Here is a 25,941-nt window from a genome sequence, read left to right as displayed (position 1 = left end):
GCTCACTCGGTGCGGCGATACATCCCCTTCGAGGCCGGACGCGTCTCCTCGAAGCCGAACCGCTCGTAGAAGCCGTCGACGTCGGCCACGAGGTTGACGTACGCTCGCGGCGGGGCTTCCGCCTCGAGATACGCCTCCAGGGAATTCATGATCCGCGTTCCGAGCCCCCGCCGCTGGTGGTCCGGGTGGACCGCCATGTCCGAAATCTGGTAGACGGTCCCGCCGTCGCCGACGATCCGACCCATGCCGACGACCTCGCCGGACGGTTCGTGGACCGCGATCGCGCCGTAGATCGAGTTCGGCAGCCCGCGTTCGACGCCCTCCGGCGAACGCGGGGGCATGTCGGCGGCCTCCCGGAGCGCGGCGAACGTCTCGGGATCGGGCAGTTCCTCGCGAATCGCGTAGGGATCCGCATCGTGCGTCGTCATCGATCAGCGCTCCTCCTCGAGCGCGTTCTCGACGGCGTCGACGGCCGCCGCGGGCGTCTCGACGGCTTCGACGCCGGGAACGTCGTGGGTCTCGAGGCCGACGATCGGTCGATCGTAGATCCCGGCGAAACCGATCTCCGAGAGCGTACCGTGGCTGCCGGCCAGCGCGATGACCGCGTCGCCGTTCATCGGGACGAGCGCGTTCCTTGCGTGGCCGAGACCGGTCGCGATCGCAGTGTCGATGGAGTCGTTCGCCGCCGTCCGCCGCTCGCCGGGGAGGATACCGATCGTCGTCCCACCCTCGGCTTTCGCGCCGCGACAGACCGCCTCCATCGTGCCGCCGCGGCCGCCACAGACGACCGCGTGTCCCCGTCGACCGAGTTCCCGACCGATCTCCTCCGCTCGCGATTCCGCCTCGCTCGTGATCGCACCGCCGCCGATAACGCTGACGCGCATACTCGAGACCGCGACGCCGAGCGCAAAGACGGATTCGGTCGCGTCGCTCTCGGCCTACTCGCTTCGAGAGCGGGCGAGGAGACGTCCGGCGAGACCGAGCCCCGTCCGTGCGGCCGTCGAGAGGAACCACAGAGATCAATCCGCCGGCTGTTCGTCTGCGATCGACTGGGTTTCCGTGACCGGTTCCCGACGCGATTGTACTTTGCCGATCAGGACAGCGACGATGTAGATGGCGACCGCAACGAGTACGATCGTTCCGCCGGCAGTGGTCTCGTACTGGTACGACAGCGTAATCCCGGCGAGGACGGCGATTTCCGCGAGGACGACAGAGGCAAGCAGCGCCTCACGGAAGCTCCGGGAGAGTTGGGCCGCACCGGCGACCGGTACGACGAGCATCGCTGCGACGAGGATCACACCCATAATCTGCATCGCGCCGACGACGACCATCGCGGTGAGCATCGCCGTAATCCGATTGTACCAGCGGACGTTGAGTCCGGCGACGCGTGCAGCCGTCTCGTCGAACGTCACGTACAGCAGTTGCTTGTACGTGATGCCGACGACGAGCGCGATCACGACGAACAGCCCGATGAGGATGATCGCGTTCTGGTTCGAGACCGTCGAGAGATTTCCGAAGAGGTACTGGTTGACGCCAACCGCGAGACCACCGGCATTGAGGCTGATCAACACGGCACCGAGGGCGAACCCCGTCGAAAGGACGATCGCCATCGAGACGTCGTTGTAGGCGTCGGTCACCTCGGAGATCAACTCGATCGCCAGCGCGGCGGTCATGGCGACTACGACTGCTGTGAGATACGGCGAGATTCCCGTTCCGAGGACGGCGTTGACGAACAATCCCACCGCGACGCCGGCGAACGCGGTGTGCGCGAGCGCATCGCCGATGAGCGCCAGTTGGCGGTGAACGAGGAACGTGCCGATCAGCGGAGCCATCACCGCGATGAGGATACCGACCAGAAACGCCCGGTGCATGAATCCGTACTCGAGCATCCCGATACCGAACTGGCCGCCGATGGACGACAGGAGATCGCTCCAGCGCTCGAGCAGCCAGACCATCGCGTCGTAAGGGGCGCTGAGTAACCCGATCGCCCAGGCGAGTTCGAACGTCACGATGGCGTCACCCCGTCTTCTCGACGGATATCGGTTCCGTAGGCTCGATCCAACGCGTCGGTATCGACGAACTCGGCCGGCGGCCCGTCGAAGTACAGTTCTCCGTTCAGACAGATCACGCGATCCGTGTGGTCGAGGACGGCTCCGATATCGTGTTCGACGAGTAGCACCGTCATGCCATCGGTGTTGAGGGCATCTAGAAGGTCGAAAAACGCCTCGACCGATTCGGCGTCTACCCCGACGGTCGGTTCGTCGAGCACGAGCAGGTCGGCCTCACCCGCGAGCGCTCGTGCGATGTAGGCGCGCTGTCGCTGGCCGCCGGAGAGCTTCGTAACGCGCCTGTCGGCGAGGTGTTCGATGCCCACCGTCCGAAGCGCTTCGCGGGTTCGCTCTCGATCCTCGGCGGTGACACGACCGAACCCCGCGTGGGGGAACCTCCCCATGAGAACGACTTCCGCGACGGTGATCGGCATTTCTTTGGTGTTTTCGGTGACGTCCTGGGCGACGTAGCCGACGCGCTCTCGATCGACGAAGTCCCGCGACGGACGGCCGAACAGTCGAACGTCGCCCTCGTCAGGTTTGTGCAGTCCCAGGATCAACTGGAGAAGCGTACTCTTTCCGGAGCCGTTGGGACCGATAACTCCGACGTACTCGCCGGATTCGGTAGTAAACGAGACGTCTCGCACGACGGGACTGGTTGTGTACCCGAACGAGACGTTCGCGACTTCTATGAGTGTCATTGGTAGGGTGTTTTTCAGGTTGTTGGGGTTGTTCGATCTCTCACTCGAAGTTTCGCCATTCCTCGTCGAAGCCGGAGTCCGGTTCCGCCGCATCGAGAACGATCTTGAACGTCTCCATGTTGACGTTCCGGGCGATTTCGAAGTATCCCCAGCCTCGATCGTTCCACGCTTCCGTGGTACCGGCGTACGGCGTCACCGGATAGTACGCTTCGACGGCCGTCTGGTCGAGCAGTTGTTCTGCTGGACGACGCGGTTCGAAAACTGCTGCGCCGATGTAGCGGATGTCGTTGTCCGCGATAGTATCCTGTGCACGCTCCATGTCCGCGGGTCGAACGTCGTCATCCGCAGCGAGGTTCGTCACCAGCGGCTGAATGGTCGCATCGTACCGCTGTGCGACGTATTCGAACGCGTTGTGAGCGGCCAGGAAAACGACGTCACGCTCCGCCCGGTCGAAGATCGCTTCCCATTCGGCGTCGATCTCGTCGAGTTTCGACCTGACGTCCTCGGCGTTTTCGTCGAATTCGCTCTCGTAGTCGGGAGCGATTTCCGCGAGACCGCTTGCGATGTTGTCGACGGAGCGTTTCGCTGGCCCGGGATCTAACCAGAAGTGAGGGTCCTTTCCGTCGCCCACCTGTTCTTCCTCCTCGAGAGTATCCGCGAGGTCGATCAACTCGATTCCCTCTCGAACATTGATCAGGCGGGTGTCAGCACCGTCGTCCTGGACGGTCCGAATAGCGCGATCGGCCCACGGTTGAAAATCGGCGCCGACGTGAAGAAACGCATCCGCGTCGACGATATCTCGCGTGATCGACGGATCCGGTTCCCACCCGTGCCCGTGAAGGCCGGTCGGTACGAGGTTATCGACCGAGAGGGGCGTTCCGTCAGCGACTTTTCGCGCAAAATCGTAGAACGTGAAGAACGACGCAACGGCAACGCTCCGTTCCCCGGTCGATTCGTTCGAAGCGTCGCCGGCACATCCAGCTAGCCCGGTAACGAGAGCTCCAGCACCGGCGAGGGCAGTTCGACGCGTTATTCTATGCAGCTCCGATTCACCAGGGTTCGGGCCGTCGTTCATCAGCTGTTTGTCCCCATCCCCAACTAATAAAGTTTACGGTCCAAAAGATATATTTTGACTAGTCTAATTCCATTCCGAGTCCGACTCGTTATTGGTGACGGAGTGATTCGTCTCGTCCGATAACGGAGTTATCACGTTGATGGTTACTGTCGGACGGTCATCGGCTCGAACGAGGCAATTCTGACGGTAGTGATCGACACTCCTCCAGTCTGGTAGAGTTTTGGTCGGCCAATTTCGCCGGCACTCAGCGCTTATGCGCGTGCCAACGCGTTTCCACCGTGCGTAATTAGCACCCCACCGTTGAATAGAGGGTACTGTACGGCTAGAGTTAGAGTACTACAACTTCTTTATTTGACGAGCCTAATGAGCCGTCCGAGTTCGGCGACCGCTCGCGAGCGATAGAAGTTCGACGATCGACGTATCATCTATCGTCATTCTCCAGCGATCGTGGGGAATCCGACGGATTTAACGCGAGGGCAGGTCCAGGTTTACGTGGTATGACGAAAGTTAGCGTGGTCGGCGCGGCCGGAACGGTCGGGGCCGCCGCAGGCTACAACATCGCACTTCGGGACGTTGCAGACGAACTCGTCTTCGTCGACATTCCGGACAAGGAAGACGACACGATCGGGCAGGCTGCCGACGCCAATCACGGCGCAGCCTACGACTCGAACACCACGATTCGGCAGGGTGACTACGAGGACACCGCCGGCTCGGACGTCGTCGTCATCACCGCCGGTATCCCGCGCCAGCCCGGCCAGACCCGGATCGATCTCGCGGGCGACAACGCGCCGATCATGGAGGACATCGGCTCCTCGATCGCCGAGCACAACGACGACTTCATCACCGTCACGACCTCGAACCCGGTCGACCTGCTGAACCGCCACCTCTACGAATCGGGCGAGCGCGCACGCGAGAAGGTAGTCGGCTTCGGCGGCCGACTCGACTCCGCTCGCTTTCGCTACGTGATCTCCCGGCGCTTCGACGCGCCCGTCCAGAACGTCGACGCGACGATCCTCGGCGAGCACGGCGACGCGCAGGTCCCGGCCTTCTCGAAGGTCCGCGTCAACGGTCAGGACCTCGAGTTCACCGACGACGAGAAAGACGAACTGCTCGAGGAACTCCAGACCTCGGCGATGAACGTCATCGAGAAGAAGGGCGCCACGGAGTGGGGCCCGGCGACCGGCGTCGGCCACATGGTCGAGGCTATCCTCCGCGACACGGGCGAGGTCCTCCCCGCGAGCGTCAAGCTCGAGGGCGAGTACGGCCACGAGGACACCGCCTTCGGCGTTCCCGTCAAGCTCGGCGCCAACGGCGTCGAGGAGATCGTCGAGTGGGATCTCACCGAGTTCGAGCGCAACCAGCTCGGCGAGGCCGCCGAGAAGCTCTCGGAGCAGTACGACGAGATCGCGTAATCAACCGGCGAGTTGACCGCTTTTTTGCGCCCGCCGGATACCGAGTTGATTTCCGGCGGCGACCGCGTCGGCGAGGGCGGATATCGTAGCTGCCGAACGGCCGGGGGCCGCGAATCAGGGAATCAGCTGTTCGCCGCCGTCGTCGTAGATCGTGATCGCGTCGACCGGGCAGGTCCGGGCGGCGAACTTGGCGTCGAGTTCAGCGTCCTCGGGGACCTCACGGACGAAGATACCGTCCTCGGCCTCCTCGCTGCCCTCGAGGATCGCCTTTCCCGCCGACTTGTCTGCCTCGAAGGCGTCCCACTCGGCGACGCACTGGTACATCCCGATACAGGTGTCCTCGTCGAATTCGACCTTCATGGGCGAGGGTTGGATCGATCGTCGTAAATCGTTAGCGGTCACGTCTCGAACGCGCCGCCGGTTTCGGCCCCGTCCCGTTCGAGCCACGCTGGCTGTTGCTGCCAGTATCGTTTAATGCCGCCCGGTGGTTGTGTACCCATGATCGGCCGTTTGAACCCGTCACCGCGAACCGCACGCAGCGAGTCGCGGCCGCTGGAGTGGCGATGGTAGATCTCGTCTTTTCCACGGCCCGAATCGCCGCTGCGCTGGTGCTCGTCGCGCTGAACGGCTTCTTCGTCGCCGCCGAATTCGCCTACGTCCGCGTGCGGGCGACGGCCGTCGAATCGCTCGTCGCGGAGGGACGGCGAGGCGCGGAGACGCTTCAGGAGGCGATGGACAACCTGGACGACTACCTCGCCGTGACCCAACTGGGAATCACCATCGCCTCGCTGGGCCTCGGCTGGATCGGTGAACCGGCGGTTGCGGCGCTCATCGAACCGGTCGCCGGCCAGTTCCTTCCCGAGGGACTGGTTCACCTCGTCGCGTTCGCCGTGGGCTTCAGCACCATCACGTTCCTCCACGTGGTGTTCGGCGAACTCGCGCCGAAGACGATCGCCATCGCGCAGGCCGAGCGAATCGCGCTGTTCGTCTCCACGCCGATGAAGTTCTGCTACTACCTGTTCGTTCCCGGGATCATCGTGTTCAACGGGACGGCGAACGCCTTCACCCGACTGCTCGGGATTCCGCCGGCCTCCGAAACGGACGAGACGCTCACCGAAGAAGAACTTCGGATGGCCCTCTCGAGGGCCGGCGAGGAGGGGAACGTCGCTGCCGAGGAGGTTCGGATGGTCGAGAGCGTGTTCACACTCGACGACGTTACGGCCAGCGAGGTGATGGTCCCGCGTCCCGACGTTCGAAGCGTCCCCGCCGATCTTCCGCTGGCGGCGCTACGACGCGTCATCGTCGAGGAAGGACACACCCGCTACCCCGTCACGGACCCCGACGATCCCGACGAGGTGATCGGTCTCGTTGACGCCAAGGACGTCATCCGGGCGGGCGAGACGCTTCCCGACGACGAGACCGCCGCGACCGTCACCGCCGGCGAACTCGCCCGCGATCTCCCGGTGGTCCCGGAAACGACGACCGTCGCCGACCTCCTCTCGAAGCTACAGGACGAGCGGGTCCAGATGGCGGCCGTGATCGACGAGTGGGGAGTTTTCGAGGGTATCGTCGCCGTCGAGGACGTCGTCGAGGTCGTCGTCGGCGACATCCGCGACGAGTTCGACGTCCCCGCGCGAGAACCCTCGATCGACCGCGACCAACTCGAGGACGGTATCGTCATCGACGGCGGCGTCACGCTCTCGTCGGTCAACGATGCGCTCGAGACCAAGTTCGAACACGAGGCCGTCGAGACGGTCGGCGGCCTGGTTCTCGACCGGCTCGGACGGCCGCCGGAGACGGACGATCGGGTGACGGTCGGAGGCTACACCCTCGAGGTGACGGAGGTAGAGGGAATGCGGATTTCGACCGTCGTCCTCCGGGAGTCGGACGAGGTCAGTTCGGAGGAGTGAAACGGCGGACAGACGCGTTTGATCACCCGGAGCGCCCCGGCGCCGCCGACTGCGATCACGAACCAGTAGCTCGCGAGTCGATAGACCGTCACGTCGGCGAGTGGGGGATCTACGATCACCCGGTCGGCTGTCTCCACCCCGCGGTTCGGACGGTTCCGTGGGAGACCACGTCCGCGACGGATCGGGAGACGTACGAGCCGGCTCTCGAGCACGAAGCCGACGGGTCCGCCGTCGAGGAGCGACTGCAGGCGCTCGGTTACGTCGGGTAGGCGGGGGAGCGTACGAGGGCGAAAGAGCGGGATAGGGGAAGTCGACGAGGAGCGACGGAGACGACAGTTTAAACCGAGGCACGCGCCAACAGCGGGTAATGAATATCGAGGAGCTATCGGGGCTCCCGCCCGGCGCGCTCGAGCACTTCCGGAGCGAGGGGATCGAGGAGCTCTACCCGCCCCAGGCGAAGGCCGTCGAGGCCGGCGCGACCGAGGGCGAGAACCTCGTCGCCGCCGTTCCGACCGCCAGCGGGAAGACGATGATCGCCGCGCTCTCGATGCTGTCGGCGATCGAACGAGGCGGAAAGGCGCTCTACATCGTCCCGCTGCGGGCGCTCGCCAGCGAGAAGAAGGCCGAGTTCGAGGCCTACGAGGAGTTCGGCGTCGACGTCGGCGTGACGACGGGCAACTACGAGTCGACGAGCGACTGGCTCGCGACGACGGACATCGTCGTCGCCACCAGCGAGAAGGTCGACTCGCTCGTCCGCAACGGCGCCGACTGGCTCTCCGAGCTCACCTGCGTCGTCAGCGACGAGGTCCACCTCATCGACGACCGGAACCGCGGACCGACGCTCGAGGTAACCCTCGCCAAACTCCGGAAGCTGAATCCCCAGCTCCAGACCGTGGCGCTCTCGGCGACCGTCGGCAACGCCGACGAGATTGCCGACTGGCTCGACGCCTCGCTCGTCGACACGGACTGGCGCCCGATCGACCTCCGGATGGGCGTCCACTACGGCAACGCGCTGAACTTCGACGACGGCTCGACGCGCGAGGTGCCAGTCGAGGGAAGCGAGAAGCAGGAGGCCGCGCTCGTCCGCGACATCGTCCGGGAGGGCGGTTCGTCGCTCGTGTTCGTCAACTCCCGGCGGAACGCCGAGGCCGCCGCTCGCAGGCTGGGCCAGGTGACGAGCCGCGAACTGACCGACGGCGAGCGCGCCGACCTGTCCGAACTAGCCGAGGAAATCCGCGAGGACAGCGACACGGAGACCAGCCGGGATCTCGCCGACTGCGTCGAACGGGGATCTGCGTTTCACCACGCGGGGCTCTCGAGCACCCAGCGGTCGATCGTCGAGGACGCCTTCCGCGAGCGCCTGCTGAAGGTGATCTCGGCGACGCCGACGCTCGCCGCAGGAGTGAACACCCCCGCCCGGCGCGTGATCGTCCGCGACTGGCGGCGGTTCGACCCGAGTGCCGGCGGGATGGCGCCGCTCGACGTCCTCGAGGTCCACCAGATGATGGGCCGTGCCGGCCGACCGGGGCTCGACCCCTACGGCGAGGCGGTCCTGCTCGCCAAGAGCCACGACGAGAGCCAGGAGCTGTTCGACCGCTACGTCTGGGCCGACCCCGAGGCCGTCCGCTCGAAACTCGCCGCCGAACCCGCCCTGCGGACCCACGTGCTCGCCACTATCGCCTCCGGCTTCGCCCGCACGCGAGAGGGACTGCTCGAATTCCTCGAGGCGACGCTGTACGCGAGTCAGTCGACCGAGGCCCGGCGACTCGAGACCGTGACGGACGACGTGCTCGACTACCTCGAGCGCAACGACTTCATCGTGCGAGAGCGCGACGACGGAACCGACGACGCCGGCGCGTTCACCTCCGCCGCCGACCTCGCCGACGACGCGAGCGGCGGCCGCGAGGAGCGACTCGAGGCCACCAGCCTCGGTCACACCGTCTCGCGGCTCTACCTCGATCCGATGAGCGCCGCCGAGATCGTCCACGGGCTCGAGGACGCCGACGAGCGGCCGACCGCGGTCGGACTCTACCAGCTCGTCTCTCGAACGCCGGACATGTACGAACTCTACCTCCGTTCGGGCGAAGACGAGAAATTCGGCGAACTTTACTACGAACGCGAGGCCGAACTGCTCGGCGACGCGCCCAGCGAGTTCGAAGAGGACCGGTTCGAGGACTGGCTCGCCGCGCTGAAGACCGGCAAGTTACTCGAGGACTGGGCCGAGGAAGACGACGAGGAGGCGATTACGGAGCGTTACAAGATCGGTCCGGGCGACCTCCGCGGAAAGGTCGACACCGCCGAGTGGCTACTGGGGGCGGCCGAGTCGCTCGCGACCGAGATCGACAGCGAGTGGGCCGTCGCCGTCCGCGAGGCCCGCGCCCGCGTCGAGCACGGCGTGAGCGAGGAATTACTCGAGCTCGTCTCGGTCCGCGGCGTGGGCCGCAAGCGCGCCCGACAGCTGTACGAGGTCGGCATCGAGGAGCCCGCCGATCTCAGATCCGCCGACAAGGGCGTCGTACTCGGCGCGCTCAAGGGGAAGAAGACGGCCGAGAACATCCTCGAGAACGTCGGTCGGGAGGATCCGTCGATGGACGGCGTCGAGGCGGTCGAGTCGGCGGCCGACGCGACGGCGACGGGCTCGAGCGACGGATCCACCGACGGCGCGACGGCGGCGACCGACGAGGACGAGAGCCAGTCCAGCCTGGGTGACTTCTGATGGAGCTACTCGAGTGCCGGCTCTCGATCGACGACCTCGACGCGTTCGTCGCCGACCTTGGCGAGATCGGTAACCGTCACGAGACGACGATACAGGCGTTCGACGCGCGCTATATCGCCGACCGGCGTCACCTCGAGCGCGCCGCGGACCTGGCCGACCGGGCCATCGACCGCGGCGAGAACGTCGCTCGCGATCGAGCCGTCGAGATCCTGCTGTACGCCGCCGGCCGCCGGCAGATCGACCGCGCGCTCGAGATGGGCGTCGGCGAGGGCGAGAACCGCGCGGTGGTGCTGGTCGACGGCAGCGAGGGTAACGAGGCGACGGCGCTCGAGGACGTTCGGGGCCTCGAGGCGTTCGCCGGCGCGGAACCGACGCTCGAGGAGCCCGACGAGGGGACCCTCGAGTCGTTCTTCGAGATCACCGACGCCGAACGCGAGGCGACCGACGCGGGGCTCGGAGCGCTCGTCCGCGAACGGGTGGCGTTGCTCGAGGTCGAGAAGTGACTCAGCCGGACGCCGCGTCGCCGAGCCGTCGCTCCCTCGACTCCCGCAACCCGTCGCAGATGCCGCCCTGGCTCGACATGTTGACCTTCGCCAGCCGTCCCCGACGGTGGACCAGCTCGAACTCCGAGGAGTCGATCGGCTCGCCCTCGGGCGTCAGGAACAGCGGGTCAGCCGACGTCTCGACGAGTCCCGTTTCGCGGGCCTTCTCGAGGTAGTCGTCGATCGGCTCCGCCGGGACGGAGACGGCGACCGCTCGATCCGCGAGGTAGATCGTCGCGCGGTCGTCCCGGTCGGTGCGCTCGAGATCTCGCGGACGGAGCGAGACGATCGTCGCGGGATCGAGCCCCGCCTCGAGAAGAGTCTCGACGGCGTCGTACTGACGGGCGGTTCTGGCCTTCCGGTCGAGTTCCGCCCGCACCGCGTCGACGGCGTCGTCGGCGTCGGGAAACGCGTCCTCGAAGGGCAGCCCCGCGTTCATCCCACGGTTGATCTCGACTTCGTGCATGTGCTCGCGGAGATAGACGCGTCCCTCGGCGACGCCGGAGAGCCCCTCGACCTCCTCGCGCGCGTCGGCCGCCATCATCCAGGCGAACGCCGGGGAACACCACGCCGTCGGCAGCGTGACGTGAACGGTAACGCGGCCGCCGTCGATCTCGATCGCGTCGACGTACTCGAGTTCGACGATCGAGCGGTCGAGTTCCGGATCGGTGACGCGATCCAGGCGGTCGCGGACGGCCTCGCGGGAAGGGCCGTCGGGAGTGCGTTCGGTCATCAGTCGTCCGCAGCCGCGGGCTCCTCGCTCGCGTAGTGATCCTCGAGGCCGAACTCCCGGCTGATCTCGTCCTCGCGGAACTGAGCTTTCTTCTCCTCGATGTCGATGTCGTACAGCTTAGCCGCGTTCTCCCCCATCACCTTCTTCTTCGTCTCGAGATCCCACTCGACGCCGTACTCCGCGCGGTGTTCCTGGGTCAGTTCCGCTTCCACGACTTCCTCGACGAGCCAGTCGGGATTCCAGAGCGCGTAGTCCGAGCCGAACAGTAGACGGTCCTCGCCGAGCCACCAGAGCAGTTCCGACATGATCTCCGAGAACTTGCCGGGCCGGTTCTGGGCGAACGGCGCGGCGACCGCGAGCCCGCCGTAAACGTTCGGCTCCTGGCCGGCGATCCAGCAGAAGTCGTCCAATCGGGGAAGCCCGACGTGTTCGACGATGAAGTTGAGCCCGGAGAACGAAGAGGCCGCGTCGTCGACGTCCTTCACGTCGAAGGCGTCGCGGTTCAGCGGCCGGATCGTCGGCCCCTTGTGGACGTGGATGTTCTCGACGCCGAGCTCCTCGCACCGCTCCAAGAACTCGAAGGACTCCTCGGCGTCGAGGCGCCACCCCTTCGACTCGCCGCGCCACTCGGCCGTGTAGAGTTTCACACCCTGGATGTCGTACGTCTCGTGCAGTTCCTCGAGGTGCTCGATTCCTTCCTCGCCGTCCCGGGGGTCGAACGAGCCGTTGAGGACGAACCGCTCGGGATACTCGGTCGCGAGTTCGGCGTTCTGGTGAGTCGTGTTGAACCCGTCCTCGTAGAAGTCCGTGAGGTACGTGGGCTGGAAAATCGCCATGTCCGCGGCGGCGTTCTCGAACAGATCCTCGACCATCCGCTCGGTGCCGTACTTCCGGTACTCGTCCATTCCCCACTGGAGGTCCTCCGGCGTGAACGTCGTGTGGTAGTCGTAGAAACACTGGATGAACTCTTCCCCTCCATCGTGTTTGATGTTCTCCTCGGTCGCGTCCCACAGGTGGACGTGCGCGTCGATGACGAAGACCGATTCGTCGTCTTGCTGGTACATCGCATTATGAGAATAGGTAACAATGGCCATTATTTCTTTTTAAGCGGAAGCAGAATTACCCGAACGAATACGTCTGGGTTCCGCACGTTCAGGGAGGGAGCACCTACCCTGAAGGCTGAATTTTACGTCCGGCGGCAGTTTGGGCGAATGTTTTCTGTGAGTACGGAGAACTGTGGTGTGTTACCATGCAAGCAGCCCGCCTCCACGAGTATACGGACGAGATGAGCGACGCCCTCGAGATCGACGACGTCGATCGGCCGGACCTCGAACGCTCGGATCAGGTCCTGGTCGAAGTCGAGGGCGCCGGCTGGTGCCAGACGGACAACCACATCATCGAGGGAATGTGGGAGGAGTACGCGCCACAGGACCTGCCGATGACGCTGGGCCACGAGAACGCAGGCATCGTCGCGGAGACCGGCGACGAAGTGACGCTGGTCGAGGAGGGCGACCCGGTGATCTGCCACCCCGTCCAGACCTGCGGCACTTGCCGACCCTGCCGGCTCGGCGAGGACATGTACTGCGAGAACAGCGCGTTCAACGGACTCACCACCGACGGCGGCTTCGCCGAGTACCTCCAGACCAACGAGCGTGCGGTCATCCCGCTTCCCGAGGGAGCCGATCCGACGGAGATCGCCCCTCACGCCGACGCTGGAATCACGGCCTACCACGCCGCAAAAAAGGCCGTCCGCGAGCTGAATCCCGGCGACACCTGCGTCGTCATCGGCGTCGGCGGACTCGGCCACATCGGACTGCAGTGTCTCGACGCGATGAGCGCCGCCGACATCGTCGCCGCCGACATCAAGGACGAAGCTCTCGAGTTGGCCGAGGACCTCGGCGCCCGCCGCACGATCAACTCGGCCGACGAGGACCTCGCGAGCGCCGTCACGGATCTGACCGACGACGAGGGCGCCCAGCAGGTCCTCGACTTCGTGGGGGCAGACGAGACGACCGGCACTGCACCCGAAATGGTTGCCGCGGGTGGCGACCACCACGTGATCGGCTACGGCGGCCACGTCCACGAACCCTCCCAGGCGCTGGTCAACGGAGAGTTCGCCTTCAGAGGAACGCTGGTCGGCAAGTACGCCGAGTTACAGGAACTCGTCGCGCTCGTCGACCGCGGCGACGTAGAGTTACGAACCGAACGCTACGACCTCGACGATATCAACACGGTCGCCGAGCGACTCGAGCACCGCGAGATCGAGGGCAGAGCGGTCATCACACCTCCCTGAGGCGGGAATCGAGGATCGGCCGTACGCTCTTGTATCGGCCGCCCGAACCTATCGCGCATGGCTACCCTGGAGGATCCGCTCGAGATCGGCGGCGTCGAGATCCCGAACCGGCTCTACCGCGCGCCGCTGCTCGAGTGCGCCGGCAACGGGCCCGACGCCGTCGAGACGCTGATCCAGGATCTCGAACCGGCCGCCGCGTCGGGCGTCGGTCTCGTCTGTCAGGGTGCGACCATCGTCCGCGGCGAGGGCGGTTGTGCGGCGCCGGGGATGACTCGCGTCCACGACCCCGGCTTCGTCTCGCGGCTCTCGGAACTCACCGGGCGGATCCACGACCACGGCGGGCGGATCTTCCTGCAACTCGAGCACGGCGGGCTGCGGAGCATGGAGACCTGGCACGCCGAGTACCGACGCGAGAATTCAGGACTCGAGCAGCTCGCGGTCTCGGAGCCGCCCTGGCAGTTGCAGTTGCTCGATCGAGCGGGCTTCCTCTCGTACGACCCCCGCGTCCTCACGGCCGAGGAGGTGTACGAACTCGCGGCCGACTTCGGTCGCGCGGCGGGTTACGCCGCCGAAGCAGGATACGACGGCATCCACCTCGCGGGTGCGAACATGGGAATCGTTCAGCAGTTCCTGTCGCCGTTCTACAACCGGCGCGACGACGAATTCGGGGGGTCTCCCGAGGCGCGCCTCCGCTTTCTCGCGGTCGTTCACGACGAGATCCACGACCGGGCCGGCGGCCTCCCCGTGATCACGAAGGTGCCCGCGGAGACGCCCGCCCCGCCGGCGCCGCTCGTCCGGCGAAAGCTGTCGCTCGGCGACGGCGTCGAAATCGCCCGACGGCTCGAAAGAATCGGCTACGACGCGGTCGTTCCCGTTCAGACGTCGGTGGTCTGGGACATGAGTATCACCCGCGGCGAGTACCCGGATCGGGCGTGGGAGAACGAGGTCCTCCAGGAGGGGTACGACGCGGCCTTCGGCGGGACGACGCGAAAGCGACTCGTTTCCCTGGCCAATCGCGTCCAGTCGCTGCAGTACGACTTCGAGCCGGCCTGGAACGAGGAGTTCTGTCGCCGCGTTCGCGAGCGGGTGTCGGTCCCCGTCCTCGCCGAGGGCGGGATTCGCGAACGCGAGGAGATGGATCGACTCCTAGGGAGCGGGGCGGAGTCCGCCGCTTGCGACGCGGTCGGCATGGCGCGGCCGTTCTACGCCGAGCCGCGACTCGGGGCGCGGTTGCTCGAGACCGGCCGCGGAGACGAGCGGCCGGACGCAAGGGTTCGCGCGCTCTGCGAGAGCTGTAACAACTGCACCGTGCCGCAGGTGACCGGCGCGCCGGGGATCTGTCGGACGCCGGCGGTGCTCCGGAAGCGCGGCGAACTCGAGCGGGCGGGTGCCTATGACTGACCGGAGCCGTAGCAGTCAGGCCGTGACGACGTCGCTCGTCAGTTCCGCGAGCGTCGCCTCGTGCGTGTAATCCGGCGCCTCGAGTTCAAACCGGGAGTCGGTCGAGCCGGCGTAGTGGAGGGTGAGCGCGTACGAGCCGTCGTCGGCGATCGGCGCGGCTTCGGTGCGGTCGGCGTTGACCTGCGCTAGCGTGACCATCTCGCCTGCGTGGTCGGGATCGCTCATCCCGCGGATCTCGTAGGACTGGCGTTCGACTTGGATCCCGGATCCCTCCATCGGGTACTCGCGTTCGTACCACTCCTGGAGACCCTCGTCGAGGGCGAAGGTGTTCTCGTAACCCTCGTCGATCAACGTCGCACCGCGCATCACCGACAGGTGGTGAGGACAGCCGCAGTAGGTGACGATCCGCGTGTCGGCCGACCAGTCGACGGTCGGATCGTCGTCGGTACCGTCCGGCGCGGGCGAGAAGACGGCTCCCGCGATCCGGACTTCCTCGTACTGGTCCCGCCCGCGCGTGTCGACGACGCGGATGTCGTCGGCTTCGTACCACTCGATGACGTCGTCGATCGGCGCGAGCGGAACCTCGGTTCCCTCGTAGGATTCCGTCTCGTACTCCCCGTCGTCTCCGAGACAGCCAGCCACCCCGGCGAGCGCCGTCGTTCCGCCGACAGCGAGAAACGTCCGTCGGTCCATACGCGACATAGCAACGAGGGAGAGATATGACTTCTGGTGGCGCGCGAGGTCGTCTCGCTACCCCTTCGTTTCGACTGGAAACCGAGAGACGGCGCTGGGAGATAACTCGAGTCGAAAATAACGAAATAGTCCCACCAGGATTCGAACCTGGGTCGAAGCCCCCAGAAGGCTTCAGGATTGGCCGCTACCCCATGGGACTCTACGTGGACGAAAGGTGGTCCACAACTAAACGTTGTCGTTTTCCGAGCGTCGTGGGGATCGGTCGTGTTCCGTGCGATATCAACCCGCATAGCGGACGAGCGGTGTATGGCGGCGAAGCGCCGTATAAGAAGTATGTACACCGCAAGAAGGTGACCACGCAGCAGTCGACTGGTCTCGATCGAATCCGAGGCGAAGAACCCGACGGATTCCGAATACCGACGGATGCAACGGCCTCTATTACCGTCCACAGCCTCCCGTTCACCTATTGCGTGGATTTAAGTACTAATTCATCGGAAAGTAACGTATGTCTCGATCGGTAGAATCGGCGACGAACGAGGAGACGGTATACGAGGAGTATATCAAGGGCGTCCGGATTCTCGAAGTCGAATCACCTGACGACGGGCCGCGGTATCGGTTCGAGGCGCCGAAACATCCCGGCCTGGAGTTCGAGACGGCCGACAAGGCGACGCTCTACGCCGACGTCTACTTCGACACGAACGGGTTTCGCGAGGACGGGACCGGCGAGATCGGGATCCCGCCGGCCATCGTCCAGTCGGGGATGGACGTGATCGCCGCGTACATGCTCGCCCAACCCGAGACGTCCAAGGACTGGGTCGCCTCGTTTTTCGGCGCGACTCACGAGGAGATCGACACGTACGTTTCCTGGGTCCGCACCCGCGCCGACGAGGTTCGGCGGGCGGCCCGCGAAGAGGGCATCGAGTGATCGAATTCCCATCGTTTCCTCGGGCGCCGGCGAGACCGGTATCGCGGCGTTGTTTCTAGCCGATAGACATGTATTCGGAGCGGAATTTCTCCCGAAAAAGACGGAGAATACCGCTATATAGTGAAATGATCCGACCGGAGTATTACAGTATCAAATAAAATATTAATTAATAGTATTAGAATATTTAATGTGCAGGATTCGCGATTTTCTATTCGCATGGTAGAATTTACCAGGCGTACGCTGATGGAGACGTCAGTCGCCACGGCGGTCGGTTCCGGTTTTGTCGGAGTCGCGAGCGCGGAGGAAGACTCGCTCACGGGTGGCGCACCCATGGTCAAGGGTCAGATCGATCGACTGGCGCACACGGCCCTCGGCGCCGAGGTCACCGGCCCGTTCGTGTTTGAGAACGGCGAGATGCTGTTCAGCCTCCAGCACCCCAGCACCGACAACTCCGAACCGTGGGGAACGGCGGGAGTCGGCTGGCTGTCCGGACACCAGTTCGAGTACAACGGCCGGAACGACGAGTTCGAGGAACTGGAGACGCCACGCACCAACGAGGAACAGCAGAAGGTTCGCGTCGCCGGCGGCGAGTTCGAGGTCTTCGTCCAGAACGGCGACCCGATCGAGGACGGGACCTCGATGTGGGGGCACCCGGAGACGCCGGACGGGACGCCGGTCGCCGAGTTCGCCGGCACGCGGTACGGCGCCTTCGGCAGCAACCCCGACATGAACTTCCTGGTCCCGACCGACGAGGAGGGACTCGAGGGCTACCTCTTCACGAACGTCGAGACCAGCCCCGGTAGTATCGTCCGGACGCCGATCTACCGCGACGAGGACGGCTGGGAGGCCGACCTCGACGACGCGATGAACCTCGAGAACACCGAGGCGTTCCGCGCGATCGGCGGCACCCGGATCAACTGCTACGGCGACCTCGCGCCGTGGGGGAACCCGATCTCCGGCGAGGAGGACTACGTCCACACGCGCGTCTCCGGACCGGCGACTGTCTCGGACGTTCTCGAGGCGGGATCCGGCGTCGGCTTCCGGGGTGCGCGCACGTTCTTCAACCGTCCGAACCCGTCCGAGGCCCAGGACGCCGTCGACAAACTGTACGGCGAGGAGAGCTGGTCGCTCCAGGGCTCGTGGGCGCTGAGCGGCCTGGAGATGCTGGCGTACCACCTCGGCGCCGACCCGGTCGACCAGGAGGACGGCGAGAACACGCGCGAGCCGCTCGGTGACGGCTACCCCAACCCGTACCGGACCGGCTACTGCGTCGAGATCACCGAGCCGACTGCCGACGAGCCGACGCCGGTCAAACACTACAACTGGGGACGGGCCGCCTGGGAGTGTCCCGAGGTCATGCCCGACGAGCGGACGGTGTATCTCACCTCCGACGGGGCGAACAAGGGCGTCTACAAGTTCGTCGCCGAGGAGCCGATCTCGAGCTACGACGACCGGATGGACGTTCGAGGCACGCTGTACGCGATCAAGGTCACCAACAAGCGCGCCGCGAAGAGCCTCCCGCCCGCCGCGGTCAACCTCGGAGTCGAGTGGCTCGAACTCGGGACCGCGACGAACGCCGAGATCGAGTCCTGGATCGCCGACTACGACGACGTCACGCAGGTCGACTACCTCGAAACCCACGCCGAAACGGACTGGGAGGACGACCTCGAGACCGCGCTCGAGGAAGCCGACCGCGCCGTCGCCGAGGACGGCAACCGCGACTACGTCACCGACGAGGAGATCGTCGAGTGGGCCGACCAGTACGAACGACACGGTCCGGACGGCGTCGACGAGGAGCTCCGCCGAGTCCCCTTCCTGGAGACCCGCGCGGCGGCCAAGGAGATCGGCGCGACCATCGAGTTCCGCAAGGCCGAGGGGACAGACACGATCGACGATGCCCGGCCCGGCGACTACCTGTACATCGGCATCTCCGAGCTGAACGACGGGATGACCGACGACGAGGGAGACCTCCGGATGGAGCGCGTCGACGGCGGCGTCGTCTACCGGGCCGAACTCGAGGAGGACTACAACGTCTCCCGGCTCGAACCGGTCGTCGTCGGCGCCGACGCCGCCGACCCCGCCAGCGTCGCCGACGACGCAATCATCAACATCGACAACGTGATGGTGCTACCGGACCGGCGCGTCCTGCTCTGCGAGGACAACTCCCCGCTCCGCCGGAGTTACCCGAACGACAACCTGTGGGTCTACGAACCGGCGGGGCCGAAGGGGCGACGCGACTGCAACAGGGAGTGATCCGCACGACGTTCCGGCGCCCGTAATCGGCGCATCGGTCGCGACGCGCGACCGCCCGCCACTCCGGTTTCTCCGTTTTTCGCGACGAGGGAGCGCCCCGTCCACCTCGACGGGCGCGAGCGCGTGGCGACGAATCGACACCCCTTTTCCCGCGACCCGCCCACGCTCCGGTATGTACGTCGGACGATTCGTCGTCGTTGGCCCCGAGGTCGGCGCCTACCGCGTCTCCTCGAGATCGTTCCCGAACCGCGAGATCACCGCTCGAGACGAGGCGCTCACCGTCGGCCCCACCGAGGACGCTCCCGAGACCGACAACCCGTACGTCTCCTACAACTGCCTGCGCGTCGTCGAGACGCCGACGGGCGAGACCGCCGCCTTCGGCAACGGCTCGCACGTCGATCCGATCGCGGAGAAACTCGAGCTGGGCTACCCCGCTCGAGACGCCCTCGCGGAGAGCCTGCTCGCGCTGGACTACGAGAAGGACGACTACGACACGCCCCGCATCGCGGCGACGATCGGGGGCGACGGCGAAGCCCTGATCGGCACGGTGCGGAAGGACGCCCTGCTCGTCGAGGCCGTCGACGAGCCGACGCTGGTCGCGACCTACGAGAAGGACGCGCCGGTGTCGATCGACCTCGACGCCGGCACCGCCGCCGCGGCCGCGAGCGAGGTCTACGACCTCGAGTTCGAGCATTCGGTCTGTGCGGCCGGCGTCGCCCGAACCGACGGCGGCTTCGAGACGGCGATCGAGAACGGCGACTGAACGGCGAGGCGAGCGGCCGGAACTACAAAGCCGCTCCCCGCGTCTCGTACCGATATGCCAGCTGCACTCGTGAGCGGTTCGTCCAGAGGAATCGGCAGCGCGATCGCCCGTCGGTTCGCCGCCGACGGCTACGACGTCGCCGTCAACTACCACTCGGGCGAGGACGCTGCGAGACGAGTCGCCGACGAGATCCGCGACCGGGGACGGGAGGCGATCGTCGTCGGCGCGGACGTCTCGGACGCCGACGCCGCCGCTCGACTGGTCGACGCCGCCGCCGACGCGTTCGGCGGGCTGGATCACGTCGTCAACAACGCCGGGATCGACCAGCACGTGTACACGGAAAATCTCGAGCCGGCCGACTTCGATCGGATCATGGACGTCAACGTCAACTCCGCGTTCAACGTCACGAAGGCGGCGCTCCCACAGCTTCGGGAGTCGACTGACGACCCCTCGGTGACGAACGTTTCCTCCATCCTCGCCCACACCGGCGCGGCGGTCGAGTGTCACTACGCCTCCTCGAAGGGGGCGCTCCTCTCGCTCACGCGGAGCCACGCGCAGGATTTCTCGCCGGACATCCGAGCGAACGCGGTCGCTCCGGGGCACGTCGAGACGGAGATGACCGCCGACCGGACGCCCGAGGAGAAGCGGGAGGAACTGGCCCGGATCCCGGTCGACCGGTACGGTCAACCGGAGGATATCGCCGACGCGGTCGCCTATCTCCGCGACGCGACGTTCGTCACGGGCGAGACGCTGAACGTGAACGGCGGCGAACTGATGCAGTAACGAGCGCTCCCGACGGCTGCGGCGATAGGAGCCACTGAACGTCAGTGCAGGCCCGATGGCACGGCCGTCGTGCGATCGGTGTGTGAATCGTTAGTTGGTACTGCGGTACCCCCGCAAGCCGGCCTCGAGTCGGTCGAACCCCTCGCGGAGGCGGTCGGTGGAGTTCGCGAACGAGAGTCGCAGCCGTCCCGGAGCGGTGTCGCCGAAGCCGTCTCCCGGAGCGAGCACGACGCCGTGCTCCTCGAGCAGGTACTTTGCGATCGAGAGACTGTCGTCCTCGAGACCCGGGTCGAGAAATGCGTAGAACGCTCCCTCCGGTCGAGGACAGGAGAGGCCCTCGATGTCCGCGACGCGGTCGACGACGAGGTCACGCCGCTCCCGAAACGCCCGATACATCTCCTCGAACGGCTCCTGTGGGCCCGTGAGTGCGGCGATCGCGGCGTGCTGGGCCACGCTCGAGGCGCAGGCGGTCGTCGATTCGTGGACCTTGACGACCTCGTCGATCAGGTGACCGTCGCCCGCGAGCCACCCCAGTCGCCAGCCGGTCATCGCGTACGCCTTCGAACAGGAGCCGACGGTCAGCACGTGATCGGGGTGGCCGGTGCGCGCCGCGATCCCCTCCGGCGCACCGTCGTAGGTGAGTCCGAGGTACACCTCGTCGGCGATCACGTACGCATCGTGCTCGGCGGCGGCCTCGACGACCGCGCGACACTCGGCCGGCTCGAACACGCGACCGGTCGGATTCGACGGCGTCGTGAGCACGACCGCCGCGGTGTCGTCGCCCATCGCATCGATGACGCGGTCGGCGTCGAGGTCGAACCCCGTCTCGGCCGGCATCGGCACCTCGCGGAACGATCCGTCCGCGAGAAACGCCTGCGTCTCGTAGTTCGGCCACGTCGGTCCGGGGACGACGAGTTCCTCACCGGGGGACACCGTCGCCAGGACCGCGAGGTGGAGCGCTTCCATCCCGCCGACCGTGACGACGATCTCGTCCGGATCGTGTCTGACGTCGAAATCGTCGGCCAGCGCGTCGCTGATGGCGCGCCGACACGCCGGCAGCCCCGCGTTCGAGGTGTAGTGCGTCTCCCCGTCGCGAGCGGCGCGCGCGGCCGCGTCGACGACGTGTTCGGGCGTATCGAAATCGGGCTCTCCGACCTCGAGTCGGACGAGGTCTCCGTCGTGCCGTTCCGCGAGATCGAACATAGTGCGAATACTCGAGCGTTCGGCCCGGCGGACTCGATCGGTCGGTGTGGGCATACGTCACAGACGGAGGTCCGCTGCAAAAGCGATTGGATGGCGGAAATCGGTGGCCCGTCTCCGGCTCGTCAGTGATCGGTCGTCGAGTTCGGCTAACCTACATACACCTGGCCCCTGTTAGCTTCGAGCATGAACGTCGGGCTCATTTCCGACATCCACGGCAACCGGGTCGCCCTCGAGGCCGTCCTCGAGGATATGCCGCCCGTCGACGGGCTCTACTGTGCGGGCGACGTCGTCGGTTACAACCCCTGGCCCGCGGAGTGCGTCGACGAGGTCCAGGAACGAGAGGTCCCGACCGTCGTCGGTAATCACGACGCCGCGGTCGCCGACGGGACAGCATTCCGGTTCAACAGCATGGCACGGGCCGGCGTCGAGCACGCGATCGAGCAGCTGTCGGACGAGCAACTCGCGTGGCTCGCCGACCTCCCCGAGGAACGCCTCGAGTGCGACGGCCGGGTAAAACTCGTCCACGGACACCCGGACGACCCGCAACGGTACACGCGGTACACGTATCCGGATATGTTCTCGCCGCGCCTGCTCGACGACGAGGACGTGCTCGTGCTGGGCCACACTCACGTCCAGCACGCCGAGCGATACGCGGAGGGTATCGTCGTCAACCCCGGCAGCGTGGGCCAGCCCCGTGACGGCGATCCGCGGGCGGCCTACGCAGTCGTCGACCTCGACGGGATGACCGTAGAAACCCACCGCGTCGAGTACGATATCGAGGCGGTCGCGGACGCCGTCGCCGCCGCCGGACTGCCGACGCGAATCGGGACGCGCCTCGAGCGCGGCAAGTAACCCGGCCTCCCGCGCCGGAGGCGACCGTTCGGTGTTACCGACAGCTCGTGTCACACCGCTCCGACCGAAACGACGAAGCGATCCACTTTAGACCGTCGCTCGAAGTAGTGCCAGCAATGCCTCTTCCCGGCCACACCGCGTGTATCGACGGCAACCGTTCGGCACTCGCTGTGGCCCGCTGTCGTCGCTCCGAATCAACGCTATCGATCGCGAGGATAGTCCACGTCGAACTCGCCGACCGCCTCGAGGGACGATGATCGGAAAATTTCGCGAAGACGTTCGGGCGATGTGCGATCGCGACCCCGCGGCGACGGGGTGTCGCGTCGTCTGGCTGACGTACCCGGGCGTCCACGCCATCTGGGGCCATCGAATCGCACACCGGCTCTGGAACCGGGAGTTCGAGCTCATCGCCCGCGTATTCGCCTACCTCGTCCGCCTGCTGACCGGCGTCGAGATCCATCCCGCCGCGACGGTCGGAGAGCGCGTTACCATCGACCACGGGATGGGCGTCGTCATCGGCGAGACGGCTGAGGTCGGCGACGACGTCCACATGTATCACGGCGTTACCCTCGGCGGGGATACGAACGAACCGGTCAAGCGTCATCCGACGGTCGAGGACGGCGTTCGGATCGGCGCGAACGCGACGCTGCTCGGCGACATCACGATCGGCGAAGATGCGGCCGTCGGTGCGGGATCGGTCGTCACCGACGACGTCGATCCCGGGACGACGGTTGCAGGAATACCCGCGAAGCGAATCGACTGACGAGATGCGTACGAGAGCGGCCGCTACGTCTGCTCCTCGTCGACCGTCCCCTCCGATCCTGGCGGCTGATCCGAGGCCGGGACGCCGTCTTCGTTCTCGACGCTGTCGTCTTCAGCTTCGGACTCCGTCTCGCCGACGGCGTCGTCGGTCATCTCCTCTTCGGGATCGGAGACGTAGCCGAGTTCGAACCAGAGCTTGGCCGTACAGTCCATCGGCTGCGTGTCGAGTTCGGTGTCCGCTTCGTGCTTACTGAGGTAGCCGTTACAACGGCCGTGTTTGACGACGTTCATCAGCGTCGCTTTGGAGCCGCACTCCGGACAGTCGATCGAGTAGTTTCCTTCCTCCTGATGCCAGGCGTCCGGCGTCAACTCCGTGTACGCCGCGTCCTCGTTTCGTTTGCTCATAATCAGGCGTCGGTGTGTGAGCGGGTAAACGTGAGCCCGGAGTACGCAACCACAAATTCGAGCGACGGGTTAGCCGTGTGTCGGTTTTTTACGCTTCGACGAGCGGCTCGACCAGTCCTTCACCCGCCTCGAGCAGTTCCGCGACGCGCTCCTCGTCGGTCGCCTCGGCGTAGACCCGCAGCTTCGGTTCGGTACCGCTGGGGCGAACGAGCAGCCACGAGCCGTCCTCGAGCTGGAGTTTGAAGCCGTCCGCGGTGTTGACGTTCTCGACCGGCGTACCGGCGACGTCGTCGGGGATCTCGTCCTCGAGGTCGTCGAGTACCCGCACCTTCTCGTGGTCGGGACAGGCGACGCTGATCTTGTCCTGGACGACGGTGCCGTGTTCGGAGAGCAGTCGGTCGACGCGGTCGTCGATCGGCTCGTCGGCGTGCATCGCCGCCGCGAGCAGCGCCAGCAGGACGCCGTCCTTCTCGCGGACGTGCCCGCGGATCGTGAACCCGCCCGACTCCTCGCCGCCGATCAGGGCGTCGTGGTCGGCGATCGCTTTCGCGACCCACTTGAATCCCACCGGCACCTCGTGGACGTCCTCGTCGTGGGTCGCAGCGACCCGGTCGATCAGGAACGTCGTCGACACCGTCCGGATCGCGGGTCCCGACTCGTTCTCGAGCAGGTAGTCGTACAGCGCGGCGAAGAAGAGGTTCTCGTCCAGGTAGCCCCGTTCGGGCGTTACGATGGCGATACGATCGGCGTCGCCGTCGTTGGCGAGGCCGAGGTCAGCCTCTCCGTCGGCGACCCGTTCGACGAGTTCCTCGAGATTCTTCGGTGCGGGTTCGGGCGCACCGCCGCCGAAGTCGGGATCCTGGTCACAGCGCAGACGGTCGACGTCGGCACCTGCTCGTTCGAGCAGCGCGTCTGTCGTCCCCCGGCCGCTGCCGTGCATCGCGTCGTAGGCGACGGTCAGCCCGTCGAGATCGGTGCTTCCGGTCGTCTCCTCGACCAGTTCGAGCGCGGCGTCGGCGTGCGGCTCGACGAAGTCGACCTCCTCGGCGGTGCCGTGTTCCTCGGCCGGCAGCGGGTCGGGTTCGGCGAGGCGATCCCCGATCGCGTCCATTACTTCGGGCAGGGCCGGCGCGCCGTCCTCGGGGATGAACTTCACGCCGTTGTACTCCGGAGGGTTGTGCGAGGCGGTAACGACGAGCGCCCCTGCGAGGTCGCGTTCGACGATCGCGTGGGCGAACAGCGGCGTCGGACGATCCCGGCCCGGCAGGAGCACGTCGAAGCCGTTCGCACACAGCACGCGCGTCAACTCCTCCGCGAAGCCGCGGGAGGTCTCGCGCGCGTCGTAGCCGATCGCAACCGGTCCCTCGCGACCCTCGTCCTGAAGGTAGGTCGCGACCGCCTGGCCGACCATCCGAACTCGGGGCGTCGTGAACTCCTCGAGCGTCGCCCGCCATCCGTCGGTTCCGAACGAGATCGTCTCCATACTCGCCCCCTCATCGTCCGGTGCGAAAAAGGCGACGCTGGAATCGCGGCGCCGAGCGGGAGTCGCTCGAGGTGGCCGGACCGCATCTGAAGCCAACGCTGTTTTAGCGATCAGTCCGATACTATCAGTATGAACGCACCCTCCGTTCTCGCCGTCTCCGGCAGCCTTCGCGACGAGAGTTACACTCGCACGGCGCTGCGATACGTTCTCGACGCCGCCGACGAGGCCGGCGCCGAGACGACCCTGCTCGACTTACAGGAGTACGACCTCCCGGTCTACGATCCCGACCTCGACGGGCAGGGCGACGGCGACGAGGTGACGCGACTCGTCCGCGAGGCCGACGCCGTCGCCCTCGGGACGCCGGTCTACCACGGTTCCTATTCGGGCGCGCTGAAGAACTTCCACGACTACTGCGGCTTCGACGAGTACGAGGACACCACCGTCGGCCTGCTCGCGACCGCGGGCGGCGGCAGCTACGGTTCGACGCTCGATCACCTCCGGATCACCGTTCGCGGCGTTCACGGCTGGACGCTCCCCCACCAGGTCGGCATCCGCGGCGCGTCCGGCGAGTTCAACGCCGATCCGGACGCCATCGACGGCCGCGCGTTCGTCGACGAGCGACTCGAGGAGCGAACCAGAAAGCTCGGGCGGATGCTCACCGAGTACGCCTTCATCGAACCCGACGTGAGTTCGCCGCGAACGGCGACGAACGAATCGCAGTAATCAGAACGCCGTTTTTCCAAGCGGTATCGGAGAGTTCGGGGCTTGACTCCGAGCGATTCACGCCTTTACTCGACCGCGGACCGGCTATTGCGTCCGAGCGAACCACGTATCGCCCGAACCGATCGATCCGCGTCGCGGTGGCGCGCGCTGTCGATCGGGTGCGAGCTTGCGAGCACCTCGGAAGCGAATAGCGAAGGACGCAAAGCGTCCTTCGGACCACGCGAACGGGTGCGCAGCACCCGTGAGCAGACGGTGACCACAGGGA

At 66.0% G+C, this 25,941-nt stretch carries 26 protein-coding genes and 1 tRNA gene; 14 read left to right on the top strand and 13 right to left on the bottom strand.

Features of this window, described 5'->3' with window-relative positions:
• Window positions 1–2: 2 nt before the first annotated feature.
• From NED97_RS00345 to NED97_RS00325, 5 genes are all read right to left on the bottom strand, one after another.
• On the bottom strand, window positions 3–428 hold the full coding sequence (locus tag NED97_RS00345) for a GNAT family N-acetyltransferase (protein ID WP_252488760.1): 426 nt from the start codon (window positions 426–428) through the stop codon (window positions 3–5).
• A gap of 3 nt (window positions 429–431) precedes the next feature.
• Entirely contained in the window at window positions 432–884 is a 453-nt protein-coding gene (locus NED97_RS00340; protein ID WP_252488759.1) for a TIGR00725 family protein, read from the bottom strand.
• 135 nt (window positions 885–1,019) lie between these two features.
• The gene (locus NED97_RS00335) at window positions 1,020–1,955 is read right to left on the bottom strand and encodes a metal ABC transporter permease (protein WP_252490664.1); all 936 of its coding nucleotides are present in this window, start codon (window positions 1,953–1,955) and stop codon (window positions 1,020–1,022) included.
• Between the two features lie 50 nt (window positions 1,956–2,005).
• A complete protein-coding gene (locus tag NED97_RS00330) occupies window positions 2,006–2,749 on the bottom strand; it encodes a metal ABC transporter ATP-binding protein (RefSeq protein WP_252488758.1) in 744 nt (247 codons plus the stop codon).
• A 40-nt stretch (window positions 2,750–2,789) separates the two neighbouring features.
• Window positions 2,790–3,824 (bottom strand): metal ABC transporter substrate-binding protein, encoded by a 1,035-nt coding sequence (locus tag NED97_RS00325; RefSeq protein ID WP_252488757.1) that lies wholly within the window; start codon window positions 3,822–3,824, stop codon window positions 2,790–2,792.
• Between the two features lie 497 nt (window positions 3,825–4,321).
• Here NED97_RS00325 and mdh point away from each other — a divergent pair, with 497 nt between their 5' ends.
• Complete coding sequence (gene mdh / locus NED97_RS00320; RefSeq protein WP_252488756.1) at window positions 4,322–5,236, top strand: malate dehydrogenase; 915 nt, start codon at window positions 4,322–4,324, stop codon at window positions 5,234–5,236.
• Window positions 5,237–5,350: 114 nt separating this feature from the next.
• Here the strand turns inward: mdh and NED97_RS00315 are convergent, their stop codons facing one another.
• Entirely contained in the window at window positions 5,351–5,596 is a 246-nt protein-coding gene (locus NED97_RS00315) for a ferredoxin (protein WP_252488755.1), read from the bottom strand.
• A 203-nt stretch (window positions 5,597–5,799) separates the two neighbouring features.
• Between NED97_RS00315 and NED97_RS00310 the strand changes: the two genes are divergently transcribed.
• The 4 genes from NED97_RS00310 (at window position 5,800) to cgi121 (ending at window position 10,365) form a co-directional block, all read left to right on the top strand.
• Window positions 5,800–7,146 (top strand): hemolysin family protein, encoded by a 1,347-nt coding sequence (locus tag NED97_RS00310; protein WP_252488754.1) that lies wholly within the window; start codon window positions 5,800–5,802, stop codon window positions 7,144–7,146.
• The gene (locus NED97_RS00305) at window positions 7,143–7,415 is read left to right on the top strand and encodes a hypothetical protein (protein WP_252488753.1); all 273 of its coding nucleotides are present in this window, start codon (window positions 7,143–7,145) and stop codon (window positions 7,413–7,415) included. Before NED97_RS00310 ends, NED97_RS00305 begins: the two co-directional genes overlap by 4 nt.
• A 98-nt stretch (window positions 7,416–7,513) precedes the next feature.
• Window positions 7,514–9,862 carry an ATP-dependent DNA helicase gene (locus NED97_RS00300; RefSeq protein ID WP_252488752.1) on the top strand — a complete coding sequence of 783 codons (2,349 nt, stop codon included), beginning with the start codon at window positions 7,514–7,516 and terminating at the stop codon, window positions 9,860–9,862.
• Entirely contained in the window at window positions 9,862–10,365 is a 504-nt protein-coding gene (gene cgi121 / locus NED97_RS00295) for a KEOPS complex subunit Cgi121 (RefSeq protein ID WP_252488751.1), read from the top strand. Before NED97_RS00300 ends, cgi121 begins: the two co-directional genes overlap by 1 nt.
• A gap of 1 nt (window position 10,366) precedes the next feature.
• Here the strand turns inward: cgi121 and NED97_RS00290 are convergent, their stop codons facing one another.
• Window positions 10,367–11,137 (bottom strand): iron-sulfur cluster assembly protein, encoded by a 771-nt coding sequence (locus tag NED97_RS00290; protein ID WP_252488750.1) that lies wholly within the window; start codon window positions 11,135–11,137, stop codon window positions 10,367–10,369.
• Window positions 11,137–12,201 (bottom strand): amidohydrolase family protein, encoded by a 1,065-nt coding sequence (locus tag NED97_RS00285; RefSeq protein WP_252488749.1) that lies wholly within the window; start codon window positions 12,199–12,201, stop codon window positions 11,137–11,139. Before NED97_RS00285 ends, NED97_RS00290 begins: the two co-directional genes overlap by 1 nt.
• A 185-nt stretch (window positions 12,202–12,386) precedes the next feature.
• Here NED97_RS00285 and NED97_RS00280 point away from each other — a divergent pair, with 185 nt between their 5' ends.
• Window positions 12,387–13,430 (top strand): NAD(P)-dependent alcohol dehydrogenase, encoded by a 1,044-nt coding sequence (locus NED97_RS00280; protein ID WP_252488748.1) that lies wholly within the window; start codon window positions 12,387–12,389, stop codon window positions 13,428–13,430.
• A 57-nt stretch (window positions 13,431–13,487) separates the two neighbouring features.
• Window positions 13,488–14,831, top strand: coding sequence for an oxidoreductase (locus NED97_RS00275; protein ID WP_252488747.1), 1,344 nt, complete (start codon window positions 13,488–13,490; stop codon window positions 14,829–14,831).
• Between the two features lie 15 nt (window positions 14,832–14,846).
• Here the strand turns inward: NED97_RS00275 and NED97_RS00270 are convergent, their stop codons facing one another.
• Together NED97_RS00270 and NED97_RS00265 are read right to left on the bottom strand one after the other, a co-directional pair.
• Window positions 14,847–15,524, bottom strand: coding sequence for a rhodanese-like domain-containing protein (locus NED97_RS00270; protein ID WP_252488746.1), 678 nt, complete (start codon window positions 15,522–15,524; stop codon window positions 14,847–14,849).
• A 126-nt stretch (window positions 15,525–15,650) separates the two neighbouring features.
• Window positions 15,651–15,723 (bottom strand) — tRNA-Gln (locus tag NED97_RS00265).
• A gap of 306 nt (window positions 15,724–16,029) precedes the next feature.
• Here NED97_RS00265 and NED97_RS00260 point away from each other — a divergent pair.
• From NED97_RS00260 to NED97_RS00245, 4 genes are all read left to right on the top strand, one after another.
• The gene (locus NED97_RS00260) at window positions 16,030–16,449 is read left to right on the top strand and encodes a hypothetical protein (RefSeq protein ID WP_252488745.1); all 420 of its coding nucleotides are present in this window, start codon (window positions 16,030–16,032) and stop codon (window positions 16,447–16,449) included.
• Window positions 16,450–16,692: 243 nt separating this feature from the next.
• A complete protein-coding gene (locus NED97_RS00255) occupies window positions 16,693–18,702 on the top strand; it encodes an alkaline phosphatase PhoX (RefSeq protein ID WP_345781215.1) in 2,010 nt (669 codons plus the stop codon).
• A gap of 172 nt (window positions 18,703–18,874) precedes the next feature.
• On the top strand, window positions 18,875–19,465 hold the full coding sequence (locus NED97_RS00250) for an IMP cyclohydrolase (RefSeq protein WP_252488744.1): 591 nt from the start codon (window positions 18,875–18,877) through the stop codon (window positions 19,463–19,465).
• Between the two features lie 54 nt (window positions 19,466–19,519).
• The gene (locus tag NED97_RS00245; protein WP_252488743.1) at window positions 19,520–20,248 is read left to right on the top strand and encodes an SDR family NAD(P)-dependent oxidoreductase; all 729 of its coding nucleotides are present in this window, start codon (window positions 19,520–19,522) and stop codon (window positions 20,246–20,248) included.
• 90 nt (window positions 20,249–20,338) lie between these two features.
• On the opposite strand, the gene NED97_RS00240 is transcribed toward NED97_RS00245, so the two are convergent.
• Window positions 20,339–21,505 (bottom strand): pyridoxal phosphate-dependent aminotransferase, encoded by a 1,167-nt coding sequence (locus NED97_RS00240; RefSeq protein ID WP_345781214.1) that lies wholly within the window; start codon window positions 21,503–21,505, stop codon window positions 20,339–20,341.
• A gap of 129 nt (window positions 21,506–21,634) precedes the next feature.
• On the opposite strand from NED97_RS00240, the gene NED97_RS00235 reads away from it, so the two are divergent.
• Together NED97_RS00235 and cysE are read left to right on the top strand one after the other, a co-directional pair.
• Window positions 21,635–22,303 carry a metallophosphoesterase family protein gene (locus tag NED97_RS00235; protein WP_252488741.1) on the top strand — a complete coding sequence of 223 codons (669 nt, stop codon included), beginning with the start codon at window positions 21,635–21,637 and terminating at the stop codon, window positions 22,301–22,303.
• 253 nt (window positions 22,304–22,556) lie between these two features.
• Window positions 22,557–23,066: a serine O-acetyltransferase gene (gene cysE / locus NED97_RS00230; RefSeq protein WP_252488740.1), complete on the top strand. Its 510-nt coding sequence runs from the start codon at window positions 22,557–22,559 to the stop codon at window positions 23,064–23,066.
• A gap of 23 nt (window positions 23,067–23,089) precedes the next feature.
• Here the strand turns inward: cysE and NED97_RS00225 are convergent, their stop codons facing one another.
• Window positions 23,090–23,470 carry a hypothetical protein gene (locus NED97_RS00225; protein WP_252488739.1) on the bottom strand — a complete coding sequence of 127 codons (381 nt, stop codon included), beginning with the start codon at window positions 23,468–23,470 and terminating at the stop codon, window positions 23,090–23,092.
• Window positions 23,471–23,558: 88 nt separating this feature from the next.
• Entirely contained in the window at window positions 23,559–24,953 is a 1,395-nt protein-coding gene (locus NED97_RS00220) for a phosphoglucomutase/phosphomannomutase family protein (RefSeq protein ID WP_252488738.1), read from the bottom strand.
• Between the two features lie 129 nt (window positions 24,954–25,082).
• Between NED97_RS00220 and NED97_RS00215 the strand changes: the two genes are divergently transcribed.
• Window positions 25,083–25,676 carry an NADPH-dependent FMN reductase gene (locus NED97_RS00215; protein WP_252488737.1) on the top strand — a complete coding sequence of 198 codons (594 nt, stop codon included), beginning with the start codon at window positions 25,083–25,085 and terminating at the stop codon, window positions 25,674–25,676.
• Window positions 25,677–25,941 lie beyond the last annotated feature (265 nt).

The organism is Natronococcus sp. CG52, from assembly GCF_023913515.1.
Taxonomy (GTDB): domain Archaea; phylum Halobacteriota; class Halobacteria; order Halobacteriales; family Natrialbaceae; genus Natronococcus; species Natronococcus zhouii.
This window is presented reverse-complemented; position numbering and strand designations above follow the sequence as displayed.